14 protein-coding genes are annotated in these 20586 nt (G+C 46.6%); 3 read left to right on the top strand and 11 right to left on the bottom strand.

Annotated features, from left to right (window positions below; genetic code table 11):
- The first annotated feature begins 176 nt into the window (after positions 1 to 176).
- Together FQV26_RS04235 and FQV26_RS04230 are read left to right on the top strand one after the other, a co-directional pair.
- Entirely contained in the window at positions 177 to 971 is a 795-nt protein-coding gene (locus FQV26_RS04235) for an SGNH/GDSL hydrolase family protein (RefSeq protein ID WP_146556118.1), read from the top strand.
- A 16-nt stretch (positions 972 to 987) separates the two neighbouring features.
- On the top strand, positions 988 to 1911 hold the full coding sequence (locus tag FQV26_RS04230; RefSeq protein WP_146556117.1) for an LCP family glycopolymer transferase: 924 nt from the start codon (positions 988 to 990) through the stop codon (positions 1909 to 1911).
- Between the two features lie 668 nt (positions 1912 to 2579).
- On the opposite strand, the gene FQV26_RS04225 is transcribed toward FQV26_RS04230, so the two are convergent.
- The 6 genes from FQV26_RS04225 to FQV26_RS04200 form a co-directional block, all read right to left on the bottom strand.
- Positions 2580 to 2816 (bottom strand): hypothetical protein, encoded by a 237-nt coding sequence (locus FQV26_RS04225; RefSeq protein ID WP_261384259.1) that lies wholly within the window; start codon positions 2814 to 2816, stop codon positions 2580 to 2582.
- A 203-nt stretch (positions 2817 to 3019) separates the two neighbouring features.
- Positions 3020 to 4183, bottom strand: a complete 1164-nt coding sequence (locus FQV26_RS04220; protein WP_146556115.1) for a glycosyltransferase — start codon at positions 4181 to 4183, stop codon at positions 3020 to 3022.
- A gap of 28 nt (positions 4184 to 4211) precedes the next feature.
- Positions 4212 to 5159 carry a GDP-mannose 4,6-dehydratase gene (locus FQV26_RS04215; RefSeq protein WP_146556114.1) on the bottom strand — a complete coding sequence of 316 codons (948 nt, stop codon included), beginning with the start codon at positions 5157 to 5159 and terminating at the stop codon, positions 4212 to 4214.
- Positions 5160 to 5792: 633 nt separating this feature from the next.
- The gene (locus FQV26_RS04210; RefSeq protein ID WP_146556113.1) at positions 5793 to 7799 is read right to left on the bottom strand and encodes a bifunctional 2',3'-cyclic-nucleotide 2'-phosphodiesterase/3'-nucleotidase; all 2007 of its coding nucleotides are present in this window, start codon (positions 7797 to 7799) and stop codon (positions 5793 to 5795) included.
- A gap of 681 nt (positions 7800 to 8480) precedes the next feature.
- On the bottom strand, positions 8481 to 9506 hold the full coding sequence (locus FQV26_RS04205; RefSeq protein ID WP_146556112.1) for an acyltransferase: 1026 nt from the start codon (positions 9504 to 9506) through the stop codon (positions 8481 to 8483).
- Positions 9507 to 9745: 239 nt separating this feature from the next.
- Entirely contained in the window at positions 9746 to 10708 is a 963-nt protein-coding gene (locus FQV26_RS04200; protein ID WP_146556111.1) for a CBASS cGAMP-activated phospholipase, read from the bottom strand.
- Between the two features lie 523 nt (positions 10709 to 11231).
- Here FQV26_RS04200 and FQV26_RS04195 point away from each other — a divergent pair.
- Entirely contained in the window at positions 11232 to 11972 is a 741-nt protein-coding gene (locus FQV26_RS04195; protein ID WP_146556110.1) for a C40 family peptidase, read from the top strand.
- A 455-nt stretch (positions 11973 to 12427) separates the two neighbouring features.
- Here FQV26_RS04195 and FQV26_RS04190 read toward each other — a convergent pair whose 3' ends face one another.
- From FQV26_RS04190 to FQV26_RS04170, 5 genes are all read right to left on the bottom strand, one after another.
- A complete protein-coding gene (locus FQV26_RS04190; protein ID WP_146556109.1) occupies positions 12428 to 13600 on the bottom strand; it encodes a trypsin-like peptidase domain-containing protein in 1173 nt (390 codons plus the stop codon).
- An 80-nt stretch (positions 13601 to 13680) separates the two neighbouring features.
- Positions 13681 to 14706: a hypothetical protein gene (locus tag FQV26_RS04185; protein WP_146556108.1), complete on the bottom strand. Its 1026-nt coding sequence runs from the start codon at positions 14704 to 14706 to the stop codon at positions 13681 to 13683.
- 83 nt (positions 14707 to 14789) lie between these two features.
- The gene (locus FQV26_RS04180) at positions 14790 to 15821 is read right to left on the bottom strand and encodes a hypothetical protein (RefSeq protein WP_146556107.1); all 1032 of its coding nucleotides are present in this window, start codon (positions 15819 to 15821) and stop codon (positions 14790 to 14792) included.
- 212 nt (positions 15822 to 16033) lie between these two features.
- Positions 16034 to 16615, bottom strand: a complete 582-nt coding sequence (locus FQV26_RS04175; protein WP_146556106.1) for a transposase — start codon at positions 16613 to 16615, stop codon at positions 16034 to 16036.
- A gap of 263 nt (positions 16616 to 16878) precedes the next feature.
- The gene (locus FQV26_RS04170) at positions 16879 to 20541 is read right to left on the bottom strand and encodes a S8 family serine peptidase (protein WP_146556105.1); all 3663 of its coding nucleotides are present in this window, start codon (positions 20539 to 20541) and stop codon (positions 16879 to 16881) included.
- Between the last annotated feature and the right edge of the window lie 45 nt (positions 20542 to 20586).

The raw sequence follows: 20586 nt of genomic DNA, 5'->3' as shown, positions 1-20586 counted from the left end.
TGATTATCTCCTTTTATTTTCAATTTCTTATCATTTTTGATTCATAAACAACATAAAATAGTATAGCATAGGAAAGAGCCGAAAGAACTTCCAATTTTAAAAAGATTTATAGGCTATTAGAATGATTTATGCTATCTTTATTTGTAAGTATGGGTGTTTTTTGAAAGGAGTATACGATGAAATTATATAAAATTGGAGCAGTATTTGCTGTTATTATTTGTATCATTGCACTAGTATTTAGTTATTTAACTTGGCAGCACAAGCTTGAGAATGTGTTGGAGAAGCCTGAGGAAGCGAATTCACAGGGTGCCGATAACACTAAAGAAGAGGCTTCTGCTACAGAAACAAAAACGACGAATGAAACTTCTGTGAACATTGAAGAACTGACTGCCAATATGGACGAGCAAGTCCAGCAGCTAGTTTTAGATAGAAGCGAAGGTGAGAGCCTGAAGATGCTGATTGCCGGTTCTGCGGCACTTGAATCGGGGCAACCTGGTTATGCAGCGCAATTAAAGTCTTCTATAGAAGAAACATACGGAAACTTTATTGAAGTGGATATCGTTTCAGTATCAAGGACATCTGAATTTCTGGTAAATGTCGACTTGTCTGCCGGATATGATTTGGTGTTGCTCGAGCCAATGACCTTGATGAACAATGACCGTATTGCCATCGAACAGGAGCGTGAGCACATCAAAGCGTTTGATGCAGCGATGACTGCCGAAGTAGATGATGCGGTACTTGTCCTCCATCCTCCGCAGCCGATTTACGGTGCTGGCTATTACTTAGCCCAGGTCACTGCATTGGATGAATTTGCCGCGAACAATGGTTATGCTTATATTGACCACTGGTCTGCATGGCCGGATACAGACGATGTCGAGTTGAAGAATTATTTAACGGAAGATGGATTACCAAATGACAATGGCGCTGGATTATGGGCAGAAGAATTAGAAGCGTTTTTTATCGCTGACTAAAAGGGGAATTTTTATAATGGGAAGAAGAGAGAAAAAGAACAAGAAGAAAAAATGGCCGTGGATTGTTGGGATTCTTGCATTGATCGTCATCGGTCTTGGCATCTATTTGTTTACAATCTACAATAGCTTCACCAATACATTGGATGAAATGCACGAACCAATCGATCGCGAAGCTTCGGAAAAACGCGCAACGGACCAAGCAATCGACTTGAATCAAGAAGATCCCTTCTCCGTCTTGTTGTTGGGCGTCGATGAACGCGAAGACGACCGCGGTCGTTCGGATACAGTCGTTGTCATGACCGTTAACCCAGCAGAGAAATCGACAAAGATGGTATCGATTCCGCGTGATACGTATACCGAGATTATCGGTCGCGGCACAATGGATAAGATTAACCACGCTTATGCATTTGGCGGCATTGAAATGTCGATGGCTACCGTGGAAAACTTACTTGATATTCCGATTGATTACGTGATGCAAGTGAATATGGAAGGCTTTAAAGACATTGTCGATGCAGTCGGCGGTGTGGAAGTGAACAACACAAGAGCGTTTGATGGATATGCTGAAGGCACGATTGAATTGGATGGCGAAGAAGCATTGGGGTATGTCCGCATGCGCAAGCAGGATCCGGAAGGTGACTTTGGTCGTCAAAACCGCCAGAAACAAGTGATTCAAGCCATCATGAAAGAAGGCGCATCAGTCAACAGCCTGCTAAACTACAAGGACATCTTCACCGCCCTCGGTGACAACGTCCGCACAAATATGACGTTTGATGAAATGATGGACGTCCAATCGAATTACCGTGATGCGATTGGTACGGTTGATCAACTGATGGTTGAAGATGGCTACGGAGAAACCATTAACGGCATCTGGTATTACATGATGGATGATGCTGAATTGGCAGAGATCAAAACGACTTTGAAAGAGCATTTGGAGATGTAAGATAGGTGAGCGCAGTCCTGTAAAGGGATTGCGCTTTTTCTTTTTCGAAAGTGTTCGAGTTATTCTATAATCGCTTCGGCCGCTTTGGAGTGGACTCCCGCGATAAGCCGGGCAGCGCTTCACTTGCCAGTCTTATCGCTCCGTCCCCTCCCTTTACGCGCCTCAGCTGAGTGATGGTTTTATAAACTTATTCCCATACTTTTATGAAGGAATAATAGGAGAGTTGTTCTGGAACCGCTTGACGCGGTGGTGCACGCGCCTTCGCTTAAAGAGAGAACGCCTTGATTACTTTTCCCCCTTTAGAACACTGCACTTTCTTGATCTTACTTTTAAAATGAGAAAACATAAAGAAATGGCGCACGGCGGCGAAGGGCAAAGATATGCTCCTGCATCGCTGCGCTGCTTCGTCGCAAACGAGTCAGGCACAGCCCGGCTCGCTTCCTGCGGGAGCAGCACGAGGCCGAGCCACTGGACTGAGCGCAGCAAAGGTTTTTCACTTTGCGACGTGATCGCAGGAGCAAGGGAAGCGACAGAGGCCGTGCCCACGGAAAGCGTCCACCTGGAGCGATTTCTTTCCCCTACTCCTCTTCTATCATTACTTTCTAAACCCTACCCAAAACAAAACCCCATTCCTGTGATCAGGAATGGGGTTTTGCGCAATGCTTATTTTACCGGGCCATCTGACGTTCCGGCAAAAAGATCATTTTTTTTTTGTAATTCTCGAACTTCAGTTTTCTCAACCCGTATGCTTGGACAAAGTGCATAAAGACTCGTCTTGGTATTCCCAGGTTTTTGGCGCTCACGGATGGGCCCAAGTCCTGTTCGATGTAAAAGTCTTTAATGACTTCCACTAAGGCTTTGTTATGCTGCTGCTCTATTTTCTCTCTATAAGAGTCATATTTCATCATAAGGCCTTCATCTCACTTCCCATTGAATTTATATAGGTCTTGCGTATCTTCCCCCTGCTCATATATCTATTATAGTCCTAGTAAGTCGATATTACTAGTCTAAATGGCATGTTTATTTTTATAAATTTATGATATTCAGACTACATATACATATTATTTGAAATTTCAGTAATTTAAATCGCTAATGCATTGAATGGAGCTCAATGCAATCTGAACGCAGCCGTCTTCATTTCTGCTTCTTTGATGAATTTTTCCATAACCTGGTTGCTTTCGAATTCGGTATGGGCTTTTATCCGGCCTTGTTTGGAAACTTTGAGATATTCAATCTCATTCAGCAACAATTTCTCAATTTGAGACTGTACGCTGAACAGATCACTATGCTCCGAGAACGAATCTCCGCTTTCGTAAGGCGGCAATTGATCCAAGAAGCCCTCTGTCAATCCGAAACGGTCGTTTATTTTAGCGGTGATGGCTGGAATTCCGCAGCCTGCCGCTTCAATCAATGGCACTCCCATGCCGACAAAACAAAACGTATCCTGCAAGGCATTTTTCTTCCCCTCATACGTAATGGCGCCGTGCATGAAGATGTGGTCACGCGATGGAGACGCAGCGATTTTCTCGCGCAGCGTGTCTTCCCCTTGCCCCGTTCCGTATATATGGTATGTAAAGGATGGATCGATCTCAATCAGCTTTTCCATGATATCGACCATGTAGTAATTGTAGGTTTTGAAATGCGCCAACTGCCCAATAGAGACGATGCGGCGTGACTGGAAGTTGCTTAAGTTGACGGATGGTGGACAAAAGTCTAAAGGCAGCGGGAAAATCGTGTCGTTTAGCGGCTCCCCTATGGCCTCTTCCGTAACCTTCTTAATGGAAGGGTTCATGAACATCAACTTTTTGTAGAATTTTGGATCGATCACTTTTAAGGTTTTGATGACCGAGCTCATGCGCTCTTTTTTATAGCTTTCCGGATGATAGACACCAGACATCCGTTTATTAGCCGGCAACAAATACGACAATAAAAAAGATTTCGGATCGAACGAATAAACAAGATCGAACTTATCGTCTAAACGCATTTGCAGCATTTTGGTGACGAGCCAGAGATTCACTGAAGGATCGCTTGAATCTTCATCGACTACAATGGTTACGTTTTTAACGGTTTCCAATTGACGCAACAAAGGTCCGCCGCTGCTGAACAAGAACAACGTCACTTTGTAATCGCGCGCGCTCAGCCATTTGGCCATACGGACAATCAACATCTCTACGCCGCCTGGTTTCATATTCTTGTGGATAAGTGCAATCGATTTGACGGGACGAGCAGGCTTTTCGAATTCGAAAAAATGGTCATTACTGAATGTAATCATCTGTTCACCTCATCTGATGGAATGGCCTTTACAGGCTTGCGTATTTGTATTTTTTGCTGTACCAGTCAATGGTGATCTTTAAGGCTGTTTCTAGAGATGTGAATGGTTCAAATCCAGGAATTTGAGATCTGCTTGCCTTAAAGGCGTGTGATTCTATCTTTTTCGGTTGATCAACAGCTTCTGTATTTCCCGGGAAATCCGTTTGCAGTGAAGCAACTTCCTGCATCAGTTCTCCGTCCGTGAGGCTTGCGGTAGAACCTGTTGCGTAAAGCTTACCAGCTTCTCCTAAATGAAAAACCGTATCGATTGCTTCGCATAAGTCGCCGACAAAAAGCCAATCGCGCAGCTGTTCTTCTTTCTCAACAATTATGGATTCACCGTTCAGCACTTGTCGGATGCAAGTCGGAATCTGCTCGCTTTCCTTCTGCATCGGTCCAAAAACTTTCGGGCTTGCGGTAGTGACAACCTCCAAGCCGTATTTTTCATGGAATTCCAACACCAGTGCATCGGTCTTTGTTTTGCTGAAGCTGTATAAGCTGTCATCTTTGGTGTCTGCCAAAGTAATGTGGTGAAAGCGTGACGTGGCATAAGCTGTTTTGGGTTGATGTTCTTTTTTCATCCAGTTGTCTTGTGCGGCCTGCAGCAAATTCAAGGTGCCCAGTACATTGGTTTGTTCATACAAGCGAATCTCTCCGACACTGTCGATGTCGCGCGTTTCTGCCGCAAAGTGGAGGATATCGGTTATTTCATAGAGCTCGAATAAGTGGTTAATGGCGTACGCATTGCGGATATCGACGCGGTGGAATGAATAGCGCGCTGATACTTCCGGACAGTCAATATTAGCCGGACTGGCTGCTTCTGTGTTGTAGTCAATGTTAATAATTTGATAGCCCGGGTATTTGTTTAAGTAATAACGGATCATATTGGAGCCGATAAATCCGTGGCCTCCTGTGACAAGTATTGTCTTGGCGCTCACTGTCCTTCACCTCGCTCACTAGATTTTTGAAGATATAGGGTGCATTGGTCACTTTAAATCATAACCTATATAAATCTTTTATCCTACGAATGTTTTCTATAATAGATTAGTAGAGTTAAAATTAGGTTAAAAGTTCTTGTTTTCTAAATATTTAATTATTATACAACAGAAATGGATAATTTGCATTACTAATTATAAAATTTACCAGTCTTTAGATACATATTTTTTCGAAGTAGTCAGGATTATACGTTAAAATGGAAGATATTTAATGTTAACACCTTTAGTTGGCATATACTTTTTTATTCTTGTATGGCTTTTTAGGTCTAATAGAGCATTCAGCTTTTAATGCATTTTGGAGGGTGGATGATAAAAATCACTTTAGGGAGACAAGATAATAGCGGAGGCCATTTGGACAGCTGGTTTGCGACAATGCATTGGAAAAGTGTTTCTTCCTTAAGCTTCCTTGACAAGAAGAAGCTGGTCTTTCTTCTATAGAAGAAAGTGGTTTTTACGGAGTCTTTTATTTACTAAGAAACGGTAGGCTGAATTTGCGAAAATTCAAGTCGCGGCGACTGTAGAAGCTAGTATTATCCACAAAAAAAACAAGCACCCTTTTCAGGATGCTTGCTGCTTTTACTGAATCGTGATTCCGTATTTAGCGAAACCGTTTGCTGCTGCTTCCAGGTAGCTGATGCCGCTGTCTGCGGGAATCAGGCTCTGGGCTGCTGCTGAAGTTTCGAATACGAGGCTTGGGTCGCCTGTGATCGGTGCGAATGACCAGTTGCCATCAGCAGAGGGATCGATTGTGCCGAGTTCCTCCATGTAATCCTGGATGACTTGGCGGTTTTCATACGCATAGTCGATTGTTTCTGTAGCGTTCCGGACACCCGGGAAGTTGCCGCTTGCGCGGTAGTTGTTCGTCACTACCAGGAATTCCTGGTCAGCTGCGACTGCCGTTCCTTCATAAGAAAGGTTCTGGATGCGGCTGGCTGTTTCATTGACCGTGTTGCCGTCTGCATCGTATTTCGCCGGCTGCGTGATGTCAATTTCGTAGGTGACGCCGTCAATGACATCAAAGTTATAGGTACGGAAATCCGGATTGATGAGCTGCTGCTCGCCTGTTGCTGCCGGGTCCACTTGCAGGAATTGTCCGGCTGACATCTCGAGCCATTCTTTCAAGTCCGCACCTGTCAGCTTCAAGGCGAATACCGTGTTGTCAAAGACATACAGGTCCGCTACGTTCTTGATGGCGATTTGGCCCGTTTCGATATTGGTGTAATAATCGCCGCCGTTGCGCCCTCCTGCTTTAAACGGAGCCGCTGCTGATAAGAGCGGCAGTTCTGCATTGGCTGTACCGGCTCTCTTTTGATCCACGTACCAGCTTTGCGCGTTGTTGACGATTTGGATGTATGGATCGTCTTTCACTAATGAGAAGTAGCTGTTGATCGGGGCAGTTGTTTCGCCGACTGGGCTGCGCACGTATTCGATTGTTCCTTCGTGCGCTTCTTTGACAGCTTCAACCACTTGTTCTGCTACTTCATCAGTCGTTGAATCAATGGCGCGAAGTTCTGCCTGTTCGTCCGTGACGTTCCAGTCGTTGCCTTTTTTCACGAGTGTCAGGTCAATGACACCCAAATGGCTGCCGAATTTACCAGGCATCACCACAGGTGTGCCGTTGATCAAGCCATTTTCCTGGTCGACGTTGGCTAGTTCTGAATATGAGCCTGGGAACACGTCGTGGTTGTGCCCCGTGATGATGGCGTCAACGCCTTCCACTTCCGTCAGCTGATAGGTAATGTCTTCTTCCCCGACTTCGTGGGTTTCATCGCCCATCCCAGAATGCGACAGGACGACAACCACGTCGGCCCCCGCTCCTTCGACTTCAGGAAGGAATTTCTCGACGGTTTCCACTGCATCTTCCGCAACGACTTTCCCTTCGAGGTTGGCGCGGTCCCATTTCATAATCTGAGGTGCCACGACACCGATGACGCCGACTTGGATGGTGTGTTTTCTGCCTTTGCTGTCAACGACTCCTTTGTCGATGATGGTGTAAGGCGTGTAGCGGTTTTCGCCGGTTTCTGCGTCATAGACGTTGGCGTTCAGCACCGGGAACGGCGCTTCTTCGAGTGCGTTGTCCAAGTAATCAAGACCAAAGTTGAATTCATGGTTGCCGAGTGTGGAGGCATCGAAATCCAATGATTCGAGTGCCGCGTATGCTGGATGCAGTTCATCGTCTTCCAGTGGATCGACTGAAACTTTATAGCCGCCAAACGGTGTCCCTTGGATGAGGTCTCCATTGTCGAAGAGCAAGGTGTTGCTGTTTTCTTCGCGTGCTTGTTCAATCAACAAACCGGTTTTGGCAAGACCGAGTGAGTTTGAGATTTTGTCCTGGTAGTAATCGTAATTGACGAAATTGGTGTGAAGATCGGAGGTGCCCAGAATCTGCAGCGAGACTTCGTGTGCGTTCTTCGGATTTCCACCTTTGCCCCAGCCGTTTCCTTTGCCGTTGCCTTGACCTTTTTCTGAGACTGCTTTTGCGGATGCGTCAGGAGCCGCCAGTGCAGGTCCTGCAGCCACCAAGCTGCTTATTGCCAAGACGGAGGCTGCCGTCACGGCTGTAAGCTTTTTCTGAATCGTCATTAGTCCATCTCCTCGTAATTAGAATTGCGGAACAATTCCAGTATACCCTTCGGCTTCCGAAATGGAATGTGAGCAGAGACCTAATTTTTGTAAAGATAGTGAGTGGAGTTTGTAAAATTGTGTAGATGTATCCGGATAAAGAAATCGCTGCAGGCGGACGCTTTCCGCGGGCATGGCCTCTGCCGCTTCCTTCGCTTTGCTCAGTCCAGTGGCTCCGGCTCATGCTTTCCCCGCAGGAGTCGCCGCCTTCCGCTCTTTCTCTAAGGGTTCTTCTTGTTGTTAATTTTGAGTTTGATGGGATCGCTTTTACTTAGAGCGAGCAATACTTAATGGTTTAGCATTTACCACTTCAATTCTTCATTCACGAAAATATCTCTTCTTCCTCTTTACCAAACGAAGGCGCGTGCACTTTCGCTGCCGAGAGGGTCAAGAACCCAATCTAGTTAATTACCTCAAACACTTATAGAAGCTTTAGGTATATAACAGTGATTTAGCTGAGGCGCGTAGCCGGAGTGGGTGGAGCGATGAGACGGGCAAGCAGAGCTGGCCTGGCTTGTTGTGGGAACCCACTCCAAAGCGGCCGAAGCGTTTGTAGAACAACAAAAAATCTATTGCCTCTCTCACATCCCCATTGCAAATTCACAAAAGCCCGTCTTCTCAATAAGAAGACGGGCTTTTTTCCTATGGTACTAATCGGTTGACGATTGGCAGTTTTTGCATTGCCAGGATGATTCCGAAAGAGATGGCGAAGATGATGATCCAGACGAGCGGCACACTGATGATCGGGTTGAATGTGGTTTCGTTCAGCCCAAAGAATTTATTCAAATATACTTGGATGAGCGGATGGATGACGTAGATGCCGAATGTGGCGGTGCTGATGCGTGTGATCAGCGGATTCGGTTTGATCCTTTTCGCCATATGCTGGAATCCAACGAAAATAAATAGCGTGATGAACAAGGCGTTCGGACGGTAATGCTCATAGAAGAAAGCATCGAATTCGTCGGCTGGCAGCCCGACGTTCAAATAGTAGGTGCCCCATAAGGTAACGAAATAGCCGATGATGGCAAGTCCACCGAGAGGCCATAAGTATTTTCTCGGCACCGGGTACAGCACGAGATAAGCGCCGAGCAGGAAATAGCCGATATAGGGTTCGAATAGTCCCGGTGTAATGGCGAGTTCAAAGTCGAAGAATCTCGGCAGGAACGGCAGGAAACAGGAAAAGACTATCCAGAACAGCAAGAAGGCTTGGAAGGTTTTCTTGTCCATGTGAGTGACCAGCAGCTTCAAAAATGGGGCCATGAGATACAGGGCGGTGATGGTGTATAAAAACCACAAGTGGTAATAGATGTCGTCTGTCAGGAACTGCACGAGGATTTCATACGCGGTATACGATTCGCCCAGCTGGTAGATGTTGTACAGCGTGTAGATGAAACTCCAGAAAATGAGTGGGATGACGACTTTCGCCAACCGCTTGCGCAGGAATTCCCAAACGCTTTCTTCTTTATCACGCGTCAGCAGCAAAGCACCGCTGAGCATGAAGAAAATCGGTACGCACCAGCGCAGGCCGGCATCAAAGACATTGGCAAACTGCCAGATCCAGTCGTCGGTGGTCGTATTGTTGATGATTTTTGATACTACATGGATGCCGACAACTACGAAAATCGACAAGACCCGCAGCCAATCCATATAGTCATATCTTCTGGTCATTTGGGCAACTCCTTCTTATCTATAGGTAAATTTAATGTTCTGTTTGTTGTTATAAGATGGCGAACCGGCTTCGCTTTCGGCTGCAAGTCTTTATGACTTTTCACGTTTTATTCAATTTGGCAATTTAAAAATATGCAAAACTCGATAAAAATCGTCGCCCCAAACATAATGCCTTTATTAGTTTAGCTTGTCGCCGGGAATTGAGCCACTACGAAATGATTACAACTGTATGACAGACTTTATTCCAGCAACTGCCGGCAGAGTCTGCGGATGTCTTCGCGCTGTTCGTCGAGGAGCTGTTGGCCGAGTTCAACGAGGGCATTGAGGTTTTCCTCAGAACCGTCGTCGAGTTTTTCTGTGCCTTTTTGCAGCAACTCGATCTGGAAGCGGTAATAGCGTTTTACTTCTTCTCTTTCCGGCAAGACATATCTCAATTGATAGTCGACCACATCCGAGCTGCCGTCCATGAGGATGTACCAGAGCGGACGTGCCCAGCCGAGCAGCCCCCAGTTTCTGAAGTTGCCGAATTTGATGGTCAGCTGCGGATTTCCCGTACCGAGCGACACGATGAGCAGATCGTCCTCATCAGGAAAAATCTCTTTAGCTTCAGCATAGGCACACATGGCCGGGTTATTGGCAAAAACGCCGCCGTCGATAAAAGTGGCATCTGGATAAGCTTTGATCTTTTTCGGTACAAAATAAGTCGGTGCTGCCGAGCCGGCGCGTGCCACATCTCTCATTAATACATCTTTTTCAATTTTTTTCGTGTGGACGTCGCGGCTCTTGAAAAAGGCTGTATAGCGCCCGTGGATTTCATAGCTGGGAATGACGACATCTTTTAACGCTTCGGAAAGCATGGTGTGCCCGAAGTATTTCTTTAAAGCTTTTTCCAGGGCGCGCGCATGGTAGCGCCGCGCGAAAATACCGCGGGTGATTTTATAAAAAAACGTTTTATCAAAAATTTCATGCGACTCTTCTAAATAAAATCCAAGAAGCTGGTCTGCTGTATAGCGGGGTTGTTCGGGAATTTTTCTGTCTGGCGCAACCAGCCCGAGTGCCAGGATGCCTCCAGTTGAAGCCCCGACAACTAAGTCAAACAGTTCAGCAACCGGCTTTCCGGTCTGCGCTTCAATTTCCGCGAGCAGCATGGCAGGAATGATGCCTCGCACACCTCCGCCATCAATGGAAAGAATCTTTTTCATCGCCTTCACCAACTTTCTGAATTTTCTAATTTATTTTATTGTAAGAAGTTGACGGTTTTCTGTCAAAATCGCACCTAACAAATGTTATTGTAATCTAAGTTTTCTCATTATTAAGATAGTATCTTATTTTTTTGATAAATAATTGTGTAAAATCCATGCTAGATGGCTTTTTGCGATATCGTCTAAGGTAACTTTGTATTTTTTTATCTTGCATAGCTAAAATAAAGCTGGAAACATTTTAAATTTTGGATTTATTAGGAGATTAATCGTAACTAAAATCCCTATTTTTTAAATTAAAACCCTTTTTTCAAAGAAATAAACCTTTTTTAACTTTTTTTCGCCTCTTAAAAAGCCTGCTATATTAGGGTTTTGGAGCTTGAATTCTTTTTGTTATACAACTGTAATATAACTGCAATTGAATTGACGTTGTTTTTACGATGCTCTGTCTATATAGTAAATGACAGAGCAAAATATTATTAATTCATATACTTGGATAATAAAAATATTGGAGGAACCAACAACAATGAAAAAACTAGTCTTTACTTTACTCGCAGCCGGATCATTGCTATTTGCTAACTCAACCACGGACGTACAAGCACAAACTACACAAGATAACGCACCTACATCATACGAAACATCTGAATCGACTGTTGAGCAGGTTGCAGCAAGCAAAGCAACTGCTAAATCAGGCACATTCAAAATGAAATACAACTCAAACGTCCGCGCAGATGCGGGAACTAAATACAAAGTTGTTACAATGGCTAAAAAAGGATCAATCGCTACAGCTACTCATCAAAAGAAAGTCGGCAAATCGACTTGGTACAAAGTGAAAGTCAACGGTAAATCAGGATGGGTATTGAGCACATTGCTTACTTCTACTACTGTTAAAAAAGCTTCTGTAAAAACAGCATCTTCTTCATCAGTTGTATCAGCAGCATTGTCTCTAAAAGGCATTCCTTACAAATTCGGCGGCACAACGCGTGCAGGATTTGACTGCAGCGGATTTGTTCAATACGCATACAAACAAGCCGGCAAGAGCGTTTCACGTACGACGACTTCACAATTCGCTGAAACATACACTGTCAGCAGCCCACAACCAGGCGACTTGGTATTCTTTGCTAACACGTACCGCGCTGGGATCTCACACGTTGGGATTTACATCGGCAACAACCAGTTCGTACACTCTGGCGGAGCGAAAGCTGAAGTTAAGAGCATGAACGATCCATACTGGGGCAAAAAATTCCACAGCTTCAAACGTTTCTAATCAAATAGGTATTCCCAAAGGGTGACCCGAATGTCTGCTGAAAGCAGACCTTCGCTGGTCCCCTTTTTATTTTGGTTTTTATTTAGTAACGGGGTGAGAATTGGCTTGCAGACAGACGGTGCCAGAGAAAAATTCGCTGCAGGTGGACGCTTTCCGCTCTTTCTTTTATGCCTATTGGGACCCTAACTGTAATGCAGTTAAACGAATTCGGGAAAAGTTGAATAAAGTAGCCGGATTGAATTTAGACGATGAGCTTAGAGAATGACAAATCGGATACTTGCTAGGGTTAATTTTTGTTGCTGTGCGTCATTATTACTTTTATCTCCTTCCCCTTTTTCATGAAATACATGCCTCTATAATAGAAGCTGTTTGCATAGCTTCGTTAGGAATAGGAACTAAACTCTTTCAAAACTGTATTTACACATTAAAAAGGCAAGCTCCTATGAGCCTGCCTTTTATTCATTCACGATATTTTCAATTTGATAGTCTCCGTATTCGTCAATCACGACGGTGTAGACGCCTTCGTGGGAAATGGTTGACGACTCGCCGCTCACTTCTTCGTGGTAGGTGAACTGGGCTTCAGCTTCGACGGTTGCGCTGTTTTCATTGATTTCCACAGCGGTAATGGCCGGTTCGACGGTGTCATAGATGCGGCCTTCGCTGGCGTATTCTTCGACCAACTCGGTAGCTTCCCCTACCGCTTCGCTGCCCGGCAGGATATAGGACAGGTAATAAGAGGATTCCGCATCGTTGAGCGAATACGGGATTAATTCGTAATAGGCTGCAATAAAGTCTTCTAGCAAATCGTCTGCGAAATAGGCATCTTTGACATCCTGCAGCACGATTTCCTCTTCTTCAATGGGAATCGGATTTTCCACCCATTCGGTTAGTTGATCCCAGACGCTGTAGAGCGGGATAGCGTAGCCGGATCCCGGTTTTTCCTCGAGGATGATGGAATTGATGCCGAGGATTTTCCCAGTGTCGGCTGCGATGAGCGGACCGCCGCTGGAGCCTTGGGCGATTTCTGCGTTCATTTCGTAGAGGCCGGTGTATTCGAATTGGTCGACAAAATCAAGATCGGTGGCGGTGATTTCGCCGGTGGTGGCTGTATTGCTTTGATCGCCAGGGCTGCCGATGGCGACGACTGGCGTACCGATATCGACGGGCACCATTTCAATTTCCAACGGCTCTTTGCCGGCGAGTTCGTTCACACGGACAATCGCCAGATCTTGGGTGTCGGATATGCCGATGATGTTGCCGTTGAATTCCTGGCCGTCGCTGTTTTTGACGGTAATATAGGACGCATCCAGGACTACGTGGGCATTCGTCAAGATATCGCCTTCTGTGTTGATGAGAAAGCCTGAGCCCTGCTCCAGGTCTGTGTAGAGGGTATAGACATGCGTTTTGGCATTGGCGATCATGGAAGCCAGTTCGGTGGCCGTTTCAACTTCCGGGAGTTGTGAAGCTGTTTCCTCCGTTTCGGATGATTGCGGTTCTGCCTCAGGAGCTGGATTTTCCGAACCCAGCAGCAAATAAACGCCCAATGCGATCATCAGCAGCAACACAGCCGACAACGCGGCGATAATTCGATTGTTCTTATTGATTTTAGGCGATGGTTTTCGGGTCATTGCGATCAGCTCACTTTTACGTTCTGGTTTCCATTATAGACGGCTCGTCTTGCGAATGGTTTCACTTTACCGAAGTCTTTCTATTCCTTTACGAGATCATCGATCAATTGTTGGGTCGATTCATAATTTTTGCGTTCTTTTAAAAAGAAGCGGACGGGGTCTCCTTCCCGCTCCGGGTCGACCATTACCAGGTCAACGGTCATCAGCTTGGGCTCGATGCTGTCAAAGAAATTGAAGATGGCGTCCAAGTCTTCCTCGAGGTGCGGATTTTGCCTGCTGAGCTCGCCGGGCGAGAACGTGACATTCGCTAAGAGGTTGACGCAATCGCCGGCGTCATTGACTTGATGGCAGCTGATCCATTGATCGTTCCATTGGTCGTGAAAACGGAAGCGTTCCGTTTCAGCTTGCGCGGCCGCGTCTTGCCATTTGGCTTGCATTCTTTCGCCTGCTAATCTTAGATCGCTGCCAATGACATACTTCTCCACGTCTTCGATACTCTGGACTTCTCCCATTTCGCGCATATCCAGTACCACGAAATGCTCTTCTCTTTTGCTTTCGATAATGATTTTTTGGACATCGATGTTGTTTTCCCGCTGCAGATCCAGTAGGCTTTTCAGTTCCTCGATTTCAGCACGTTCGATGGTTTCATAGCTTTTGTCCGTCTTCAGATTCAGCCAATGGACCGCCTCACCTGTCCTCATGTCTTTCACGACATGCTCTACCCGTTCATCGGGTGAAGATGCTGAGAATCCAATTCTCTCAATTTGCGGCATCAGCTTCTCCACTTGCTGATGAAGTTCATGCTCCTTGCGTACAGCTTTGTAATCGTCCCGGTAAATGGTGGAATAGTTCTCCTCAGACACCTCGACGGTAAAGACCACGTCTTCTTGTTCTGTAGGAGCCATCTGGTAGGTGTGAAAGTCCACGAAGTCGGCTGGCTTTTCGTCGACGATTTTAACTTCCATTCCGTATTTTTCTTCGATAAACTCTTTAGCGTTGCGGTCTTCGGCTTGGGAGTTGATAAAATAGCTGACGAACACCCAAGCAATGATTCCGAGTATGACTGCGATGAACGCAGTCATGGACAGCAGGACGACTTTCTTCATCTAATACCCCCTTTTTGTATTTTTCTAACTGGGTGTATGGGTTTGGTGCCTGGCACGCACACAATTTCCACACAATTCGACCCTTATTCCCGCAGCAGCTCATCGATCAACTCTTCGGTTGATGCGTAGCTTTCTCGCTCACTCGACGACAGATAAATCGGGTCTTTTTCCCAGGCAGCATCCGTTAACAACAAGTCTACATTAACAGGAGCGGGTTCCATAACTTCGAAAAAGCCGAATATTGCTTCCAAGTCTTCTTTCAGATACGGATTCTGTTTGCTCAACTGGCCTTCGTTGAAAGTAACTGTTGCTCTTAAACTAATGCATTTGCTCCGTGCATTGACTTTTTGGCAAGTCATCCAATGGTCATCCTTTTCGTTGAAAAAGCGAAAGCGGTCTGTTTTTGCTTGAGTGGCCGCATCCTGCGAATTGGTGATCATCTCTTCGTCGACTAGGTACGGATTTTTTCGAATAATGAAAGCATGAAGCTCTTCGACATTTTGATCTTCCTTATCCAGTTCGGGAAGTTCCAGTGTAAAGCCTGCCTCTACTTGTTTACTGACAAGGCTGATTCTGTTGATGTCGATTCCGTTTTCTTGCTGCAGATCCAAGAGTTGTTTTACGGGTTCGACCTCAGCCAGTTCGAGGGTCTCGTAGTTGGTTTCGGTCTCCAGAACCAGCCAGCGGACCGCTTCGTTTGTTCGGATATCTTTCAAGATATGACTCATCATTTCCCGATCAGCAGGAGCAGAGAATCCGAGCGCCTCGATTTGCGGCATTAATTCTTCCACCTGTTGCCGTGCCTCGTATGTTCCAAGAACCACCTTGTAATCATCCCGGTAAATGGTGGCATAGTTCTCGACCGATACCTCGACGGTAAAGACCAACTCTTCCCGTCCTTTGGGAGCCATTCGATAGCCACTATCTCCTACAAAAGGGTCCCGCTCGGGGGTGCTAATGATTTCGACGTCTATTCCGTACTTCTCTTCGATAAATTGTTCAGTATCCCGGTGTTCGCTTTGGGAATTGAGGAAAGGACTGATGAAGGCCCAGGCAATTATCCCAATAACGATTGTAACGAAAGCAGCCATCGATAGCAGTACAACTTTTTTCATCTAACCCCCGCCTTTTTTGTGCTGGATGTATTGTTTGGGTATTTTGTTTGGTAATGTTTGAGTGCCTGGCACTAAAACAATTTCTTCTGGTACAGGCAGAGCCGCCGTAAAGCCGGCCCTATTTCTTTATCCAGTTTATCCCTTTTGCTTCTATTATATATTATATTGTTTGGGTGCCAGTCACGCACTCAATTCTCGCTCAATTCAATTGCCTAATCTTCTTGTCCAATCTCCAGAAGATCTCTCTTTTCACAATACAGCAAATAATCCGCTAGGCAGCTGGAGTATGGGGGGTGTAAAATTGTAGGCAGATAAGTTAAGTCGAGGAATTCATATGGAGAATAAGGTGACTCTGCGTATAACCGGTAGGAGCTGTGCGGATAATCCTTCATGTCGTTCACCATCGGTTTAGTGGTATTGATGGGGTTTCTGTGGATGTAGCGGCTGATGGCAAGAATGCTTTTAGGGGTGATGGCTTTGTCGGAGTAGTAGCGGCTTTCGTAGAAATAGCCGGTGTATGTGTATTTCTTCTTGTAATAATCACTGTATCGTTTGTTGATGATCGCCATCAACTTTCCCAACGGCACTTCAGGCGATCGCACCAATAAGTGATAATGATTGGTCATTAGGCAATATGCCAGAATCGTAAAGGGGTATTTGCTGTGAGCATAAGTCAATACCCTTAAAAAAGCTGCTTTATCCGCCTCTTCTTGAAAAATTGGTTGCCTGTTGTTGCCTCTCATTACGACATGTTCATAGGCGTTCGGATTCCAAATGCGTCGGTTTCTTCCCACTTTATCACACTCCTTCTTCAGTCTCCTCCCTATAGTAGAAAGAACGCATATCTTCGTCAATTGTTGCAAAAAGGCAATAACTTAGTTTTGCTTAGGGAAAAACGTGCAAAAATGACTTTTCACCATCACTTTTTCTAAAATTTGACCAATTGGGCTTCAAATATTTTTTTTGAATTGTTTGGGTGCCAGGCACCCAAACAATTCAAAAGCACTCAAACACTTGCCAAATAAAAAAAGCCGGGAATATGCTCCCGGCTTTTGGACTATTGTTCTTTCGTGATCGTGAACGCTTCTTCTGTGATGTGCCCCGCTGCGTCGACGACTTTCAAGGTGAACTCGTTTTCGCCCGGATTTTCGAGAGGAACAGTGATGGTGATGTCTTCATCGAATGTACCTTCGCCGTATGGCTCGGTCATCTCTTGACTGTAGACCTCACTGTCGGTCAAATAGACTTTGATGGCGTCCATATTGTCAGTTACGTTGAATGTCACTTCAGCACTAGCCTGATCCGCTCCGACCGTTTCCGGCACGTCCCGCAGTTCGAGTGTAGCTGGCTGAGTATCAATCAAGACTTGGCTTCGTACTTCGAGCTCGTTGCCGGCTTCGTCTATCGCTTTGGCAAAGATGTCATTGCGGCCGTCTTCCAGCGTTAAGGAATGCTGGAAAAACCAGCCGTCAAAGCGATCGGCTTTTTCGCCGTTGACTGTCACGGAGACAATGCGTGATTTGTCTTCGACACTGCCGAATACATCCACTCGCTTCGTGCTCAGCACTTCAAAGAGCCCGGGCGAAATGATGGATACAGCCGGTTTTTCCGTGTCGGCTACCCCGCCTGTCAGCGGAACTTCGGTTTTGTTGCCGGCCGTGTCATGGAATACCGCTTTTAGCATGTCACCTGCTTTAATATCGACCGGCACGACGTAACTGGTAGTGCCCGGTGCGAGCGACTCGTCTTCAAAGGTCTCCTGATTTTCGGTCAGCTCGACATCGTTCAGGAACACTTCCCAGCGGTCCGCACCTCCGCCTCCCGCGTTATCTTCAAAACTGGTCACCGTTACGGTCTTGGTTTCCGCATTCAATGCAGCCGTCGCTTGGGGCGCCACTGTATCGACCAGGATCGGCATGGTCAGCGACTGCCATTCGGCATCCGGATAATCAATGACGGCTCGCATCTGAAGCTGATACTTGCCATCTTCTACTGTTTTGCCGAGCACTTCCCCGTTCCACTCGTTGAGCAGGTCGTAATAATAAGGAAACTCAGCAGAGAAATTCTTCACCAGGTTTTTGCTGGTCTGCAAAGTCCGTAGCTTATTGCCGTCAGCATCCAATACATTTACCTCCAGCTGTTTGGCGTTCCGCAGCAGCGAGAACACCGGAATGACCGATTCCCGGGTGCCGTCGCCATTTGGAGAAAAGGCAAAGCGCTCCGGAACATAGCCTTGTTGGTGGCTGCCGCCGGTGATGATCATCCCGAAATCGTCAGTTAGGAATGTCGAGGCGTAAACTGTGCCCGGATCCCATGCCACGTCATCAAAAATCGGGGCTTTGTCCCATTCGCCGTTAAAGCCGAAATACGGAACGACAAGCGGCGTATTGCCGGTCACCCCTTCATTGCTGTCCGTTAAGGTAATAAACCCGTCAACAAAGTAACCGTTGGTGAACGCCGCAAATTCAGGACGTCCCTGTAAAGTTGAAGCATCAATTGTCACCTGGATTTCTGCAGAGCCGTTTGCCGGTACCGTCACCGTATCAGGTGCAGAGATGTTGACCAAATCGGTCACCACTCTTGAGCCCGAGCGGTTCGGGTCGGTAATATCAATCTGCCGCTCCGGGTGCTTAATGACATAATCGGTTTGAACGTTGACCGCTACAGCGTACGTCGCGGCGGTATCCGAGAAGTTTTCTGCCTGCAGCGTCAGTGTCATGCGGTTATCCTGAATTTCCTTCAAAGCCACTTTGGCATCGCCCGTATTCTGATCTGTCAGCATCACGTCAGTTGACAGCGCATCATGCAACTTCATCAATCCGGCCCCTTGGCGGCGCGGAGAAACGTATTGGCCAGCTACCAGTTCAACAGGGTTAGCCGTATTCATCATCAGATTTTTCGCGAATTCCACACGATCTCTTCCTTCAAGACCGAGCTCGTTGATGCGCTGGAACACCAATGCTGTTCCGCCGGCCACATGCGGGGCCGCCATCGATGTGCCGCTCATCAATCCGTATTCATCGTTATTAAAAGTCGAAAAGATGTTGCCGCCCGGTGCTGTGATTTCCGGTTTGAAATCAAGGTTTGGCGTTGGTCCCCATGAAGTGAATTCACTCATCTTCCCAGCGTTCGGGTTTGGCGTTTCCAATTTCACTCCATCAAAGACGACTGTGACCTCTTTGCCGCCATCAAGCGCCGCTTTCATTGCCAGCCCGTCTGCTTGAAGGGTCGACATGAACGGAATGGTGATGAATGGATCAGACTCCATATTAACCGGTCCGCTCGTATTATTGTAGATAATGACACCTGCTGCACCTGCCGCTTGAGCCGCTAACGCTTTTTCCGTAAACGGAATCGTACCGCGCGCAATCAACGCAAATTTTCCAGTCACATCTTTTCCTTCAAAATCAGCCGGCTGCCCAAGCCCCGCATCGACGACTGCATAGGAATCGGCTGGCAGGCTTTCGGGCTCTACATCATTTGCCAGCAGGTACAGTGCACGTCCCGCCTGTACCCCGTCTACTTGATAAGCGAAACTGTTGGTTGTAATCATCGTGTTTTCAAATGAAGCCACGCCCATCGAATCCACAGCGATTCCCGGAGAACCGATCAGCCCGTAATCCTGGTTTTCCGCAAACGGTGCCAGGAAGCCTGAGCCCCGCAGATCTTCATTACCCGCAGAAATGGCGACCAAAATGCCGTTGTTTGTCGCCCGTTCCACCGCCTGCTGTTCAGGACTTGAGGTATCGACAAATCCCGCTGTGGCACCGAGAGACATATTGATGACGTCAGCCCCCAGTTTGATGGAATCGTCAATCGCCTTGATGTAAATGTCTCCGAACGTTGATGCGTAATAAGCATCGTTGCCGAATACCTTCAGTGCGAGCAGCTGCGTTTCCGGAGCCACCCCTTTGATGCCGCCGTTTTCTTCATTGCCATTGGCGCCGATTGTACCCGCTACGTGCATGCCGTGCATCGATGCACCCGGTGCGATGTCGCGGATTTCCGTATTGGCATCCATGTAGTTGTAGCCAAACGGCACTTTCGGTGTAAAGAACTTGCCTTCTTCAATCGCACTGTCGGAAATAAATGCTTCCACTTCCGCCTGTGTCAAAGAAGCTGTCGTATTGTTGGTCAGCACCATGTCCTTATGGCTCGGGTCGATGCCCGTATCAATGACCCCCACAATCATGCCTTCTCCTTTAAACCCATAATCGCGCCAAGCTTCTTGCGCCTGAACCAGTTCTTTTGAATACTTCATTGTCGGTTTTACTTCAGGACGTTTATACTCGGTCGCTTCGTATACTGCCTTGACACTCGGCAGCTTTGCAATTTCCGCTACTTGCCCCGCTTCGACTTCCGCAGAGAAGCCGTTAAAGACCGCTGTAAAAGTTTGCAGGTAATCGATCGCCGGTGCCACGTTGGTAATCGCCGTTTGCACCGTTTCCTGCTTCGCTATAGCAGCCGCTTCAATTTGCTGTTTCTCGTTTTCCGGCAACTCTTTATAGAGCATCCCTTTTTTCGTTGCTGCTTCAATCGTAGGTTCTTCTTTCAGCTCAATAATGACCCGCACTTTCTCTTTCGGCGATTCCGGTTTGAGCAAAGTCTGCGCCAGCTTCACTTCCGGCTCTGGCGCTGCTACTGCCTGGGAGCTACTGAATCCGCCCAGGCTGCTCATTAATAATAATAAAATCCCGAAAAACACTAACAATTTTTTCATACTTGTTCCTCCTCTTCCTTAAATACCTATCTAAATAATCAAAAA

The sequence above is a fragment of the Planococcus sp. CPCC 101016 genome, from assembly GCF_007859295.1.
In the GTDB taxonomy this organism is placed as follows: Bacteria; Bacillota; Bacilli; order Bacillales_A; family Planococcaceae; genus Planococcus.
The sequence above is the reverse complement of the archived record's forward strand: the minus strand, read 5'-3'. Positions and strand labels throughout refer to the sequence as shown.

Coding starts and splice junctions, on each gene's coding strand:
- FQV26_RS04235 (WP_146556118.1), top strand. CDS start 177: ATGAAATTATATAAAATTGGAGCAGTATTTGCTGTTATTATTTGTATC.
- FQV26_RS04230 (WP_146556117.1), top strand. CDS start 988: ATGGGAAGAAGAGAGAAAAAGAACAAGAAGAAAAAATGGCCGTGGATT.
- FQV26_RS04225 (WP_261384259.1), bottom strand. CDS start 2,816: ATGAAATATGACTCTTATAGAGAGAAAATAGAGCAGCAGCATAACAAA.
- FQV26_RS04220 (WP_146556115.1), bottom strand. CDS start 4,183: ATGATTACATTCAGTAATGACCATTTTTTCGAATTCGAAAAGCCTGCT.
- FQV26_RS04210 (WP_146556113.1), bottom strand. CDS start 7,799: ATGACGATTCAGAAAAAGCTTACAGCCGTGACGGCAGCCTCCGTCTTG.
- FQV26_RS04205 (WP_146556112.1), bottom strand. CDS start 9,506: ATGACCAGAAGATATGACTATATGGATTGGCTGCGGGTCTTGTCGATT.
- FQV26_RS04200 (WP_146556111.1), bottom strand. CDS start 10,708: ATGAAAAAGATTCTTTCCATTGATGGCGGAGGTGTGCGAGGCATCATT.
- FQV26_RS04195 (WP_146556110.1), top strand. CDS start 11,232: ATGAAAAAACTAGTCTTTACTTTACTCGCAGCCGGATCATTGCTATTT.
- FQV26_RS04190 (WP_146556109.1), bottom strand. CDS start 13,600: ATGACCCGAAAACCATCGCCTAAAATCAATAAGAACAATCGAATTATC.
- FQV26_RS04185 (WP_146556108.1), bottom strand. CDS start 14,706: ATGAAGAAAGTCGTCCTGCTGTCCATGACTGCGTTCATCGCAGTCATA.
- FQV26_RS04180 (WP_146556107.1), bottom strand. CDS start 15,821: ATGAAAAAAGTTGTACTGCTATCGATGGCTGCTTTCGTTACAATCGTT.
- FQV26_RS04170 (WP_146556105.1), bottom strand. CDS start 20,541: ATGAAAAAATTGTTAGTGTTTTTCGGGATTTTATTATTATTAATGAGC.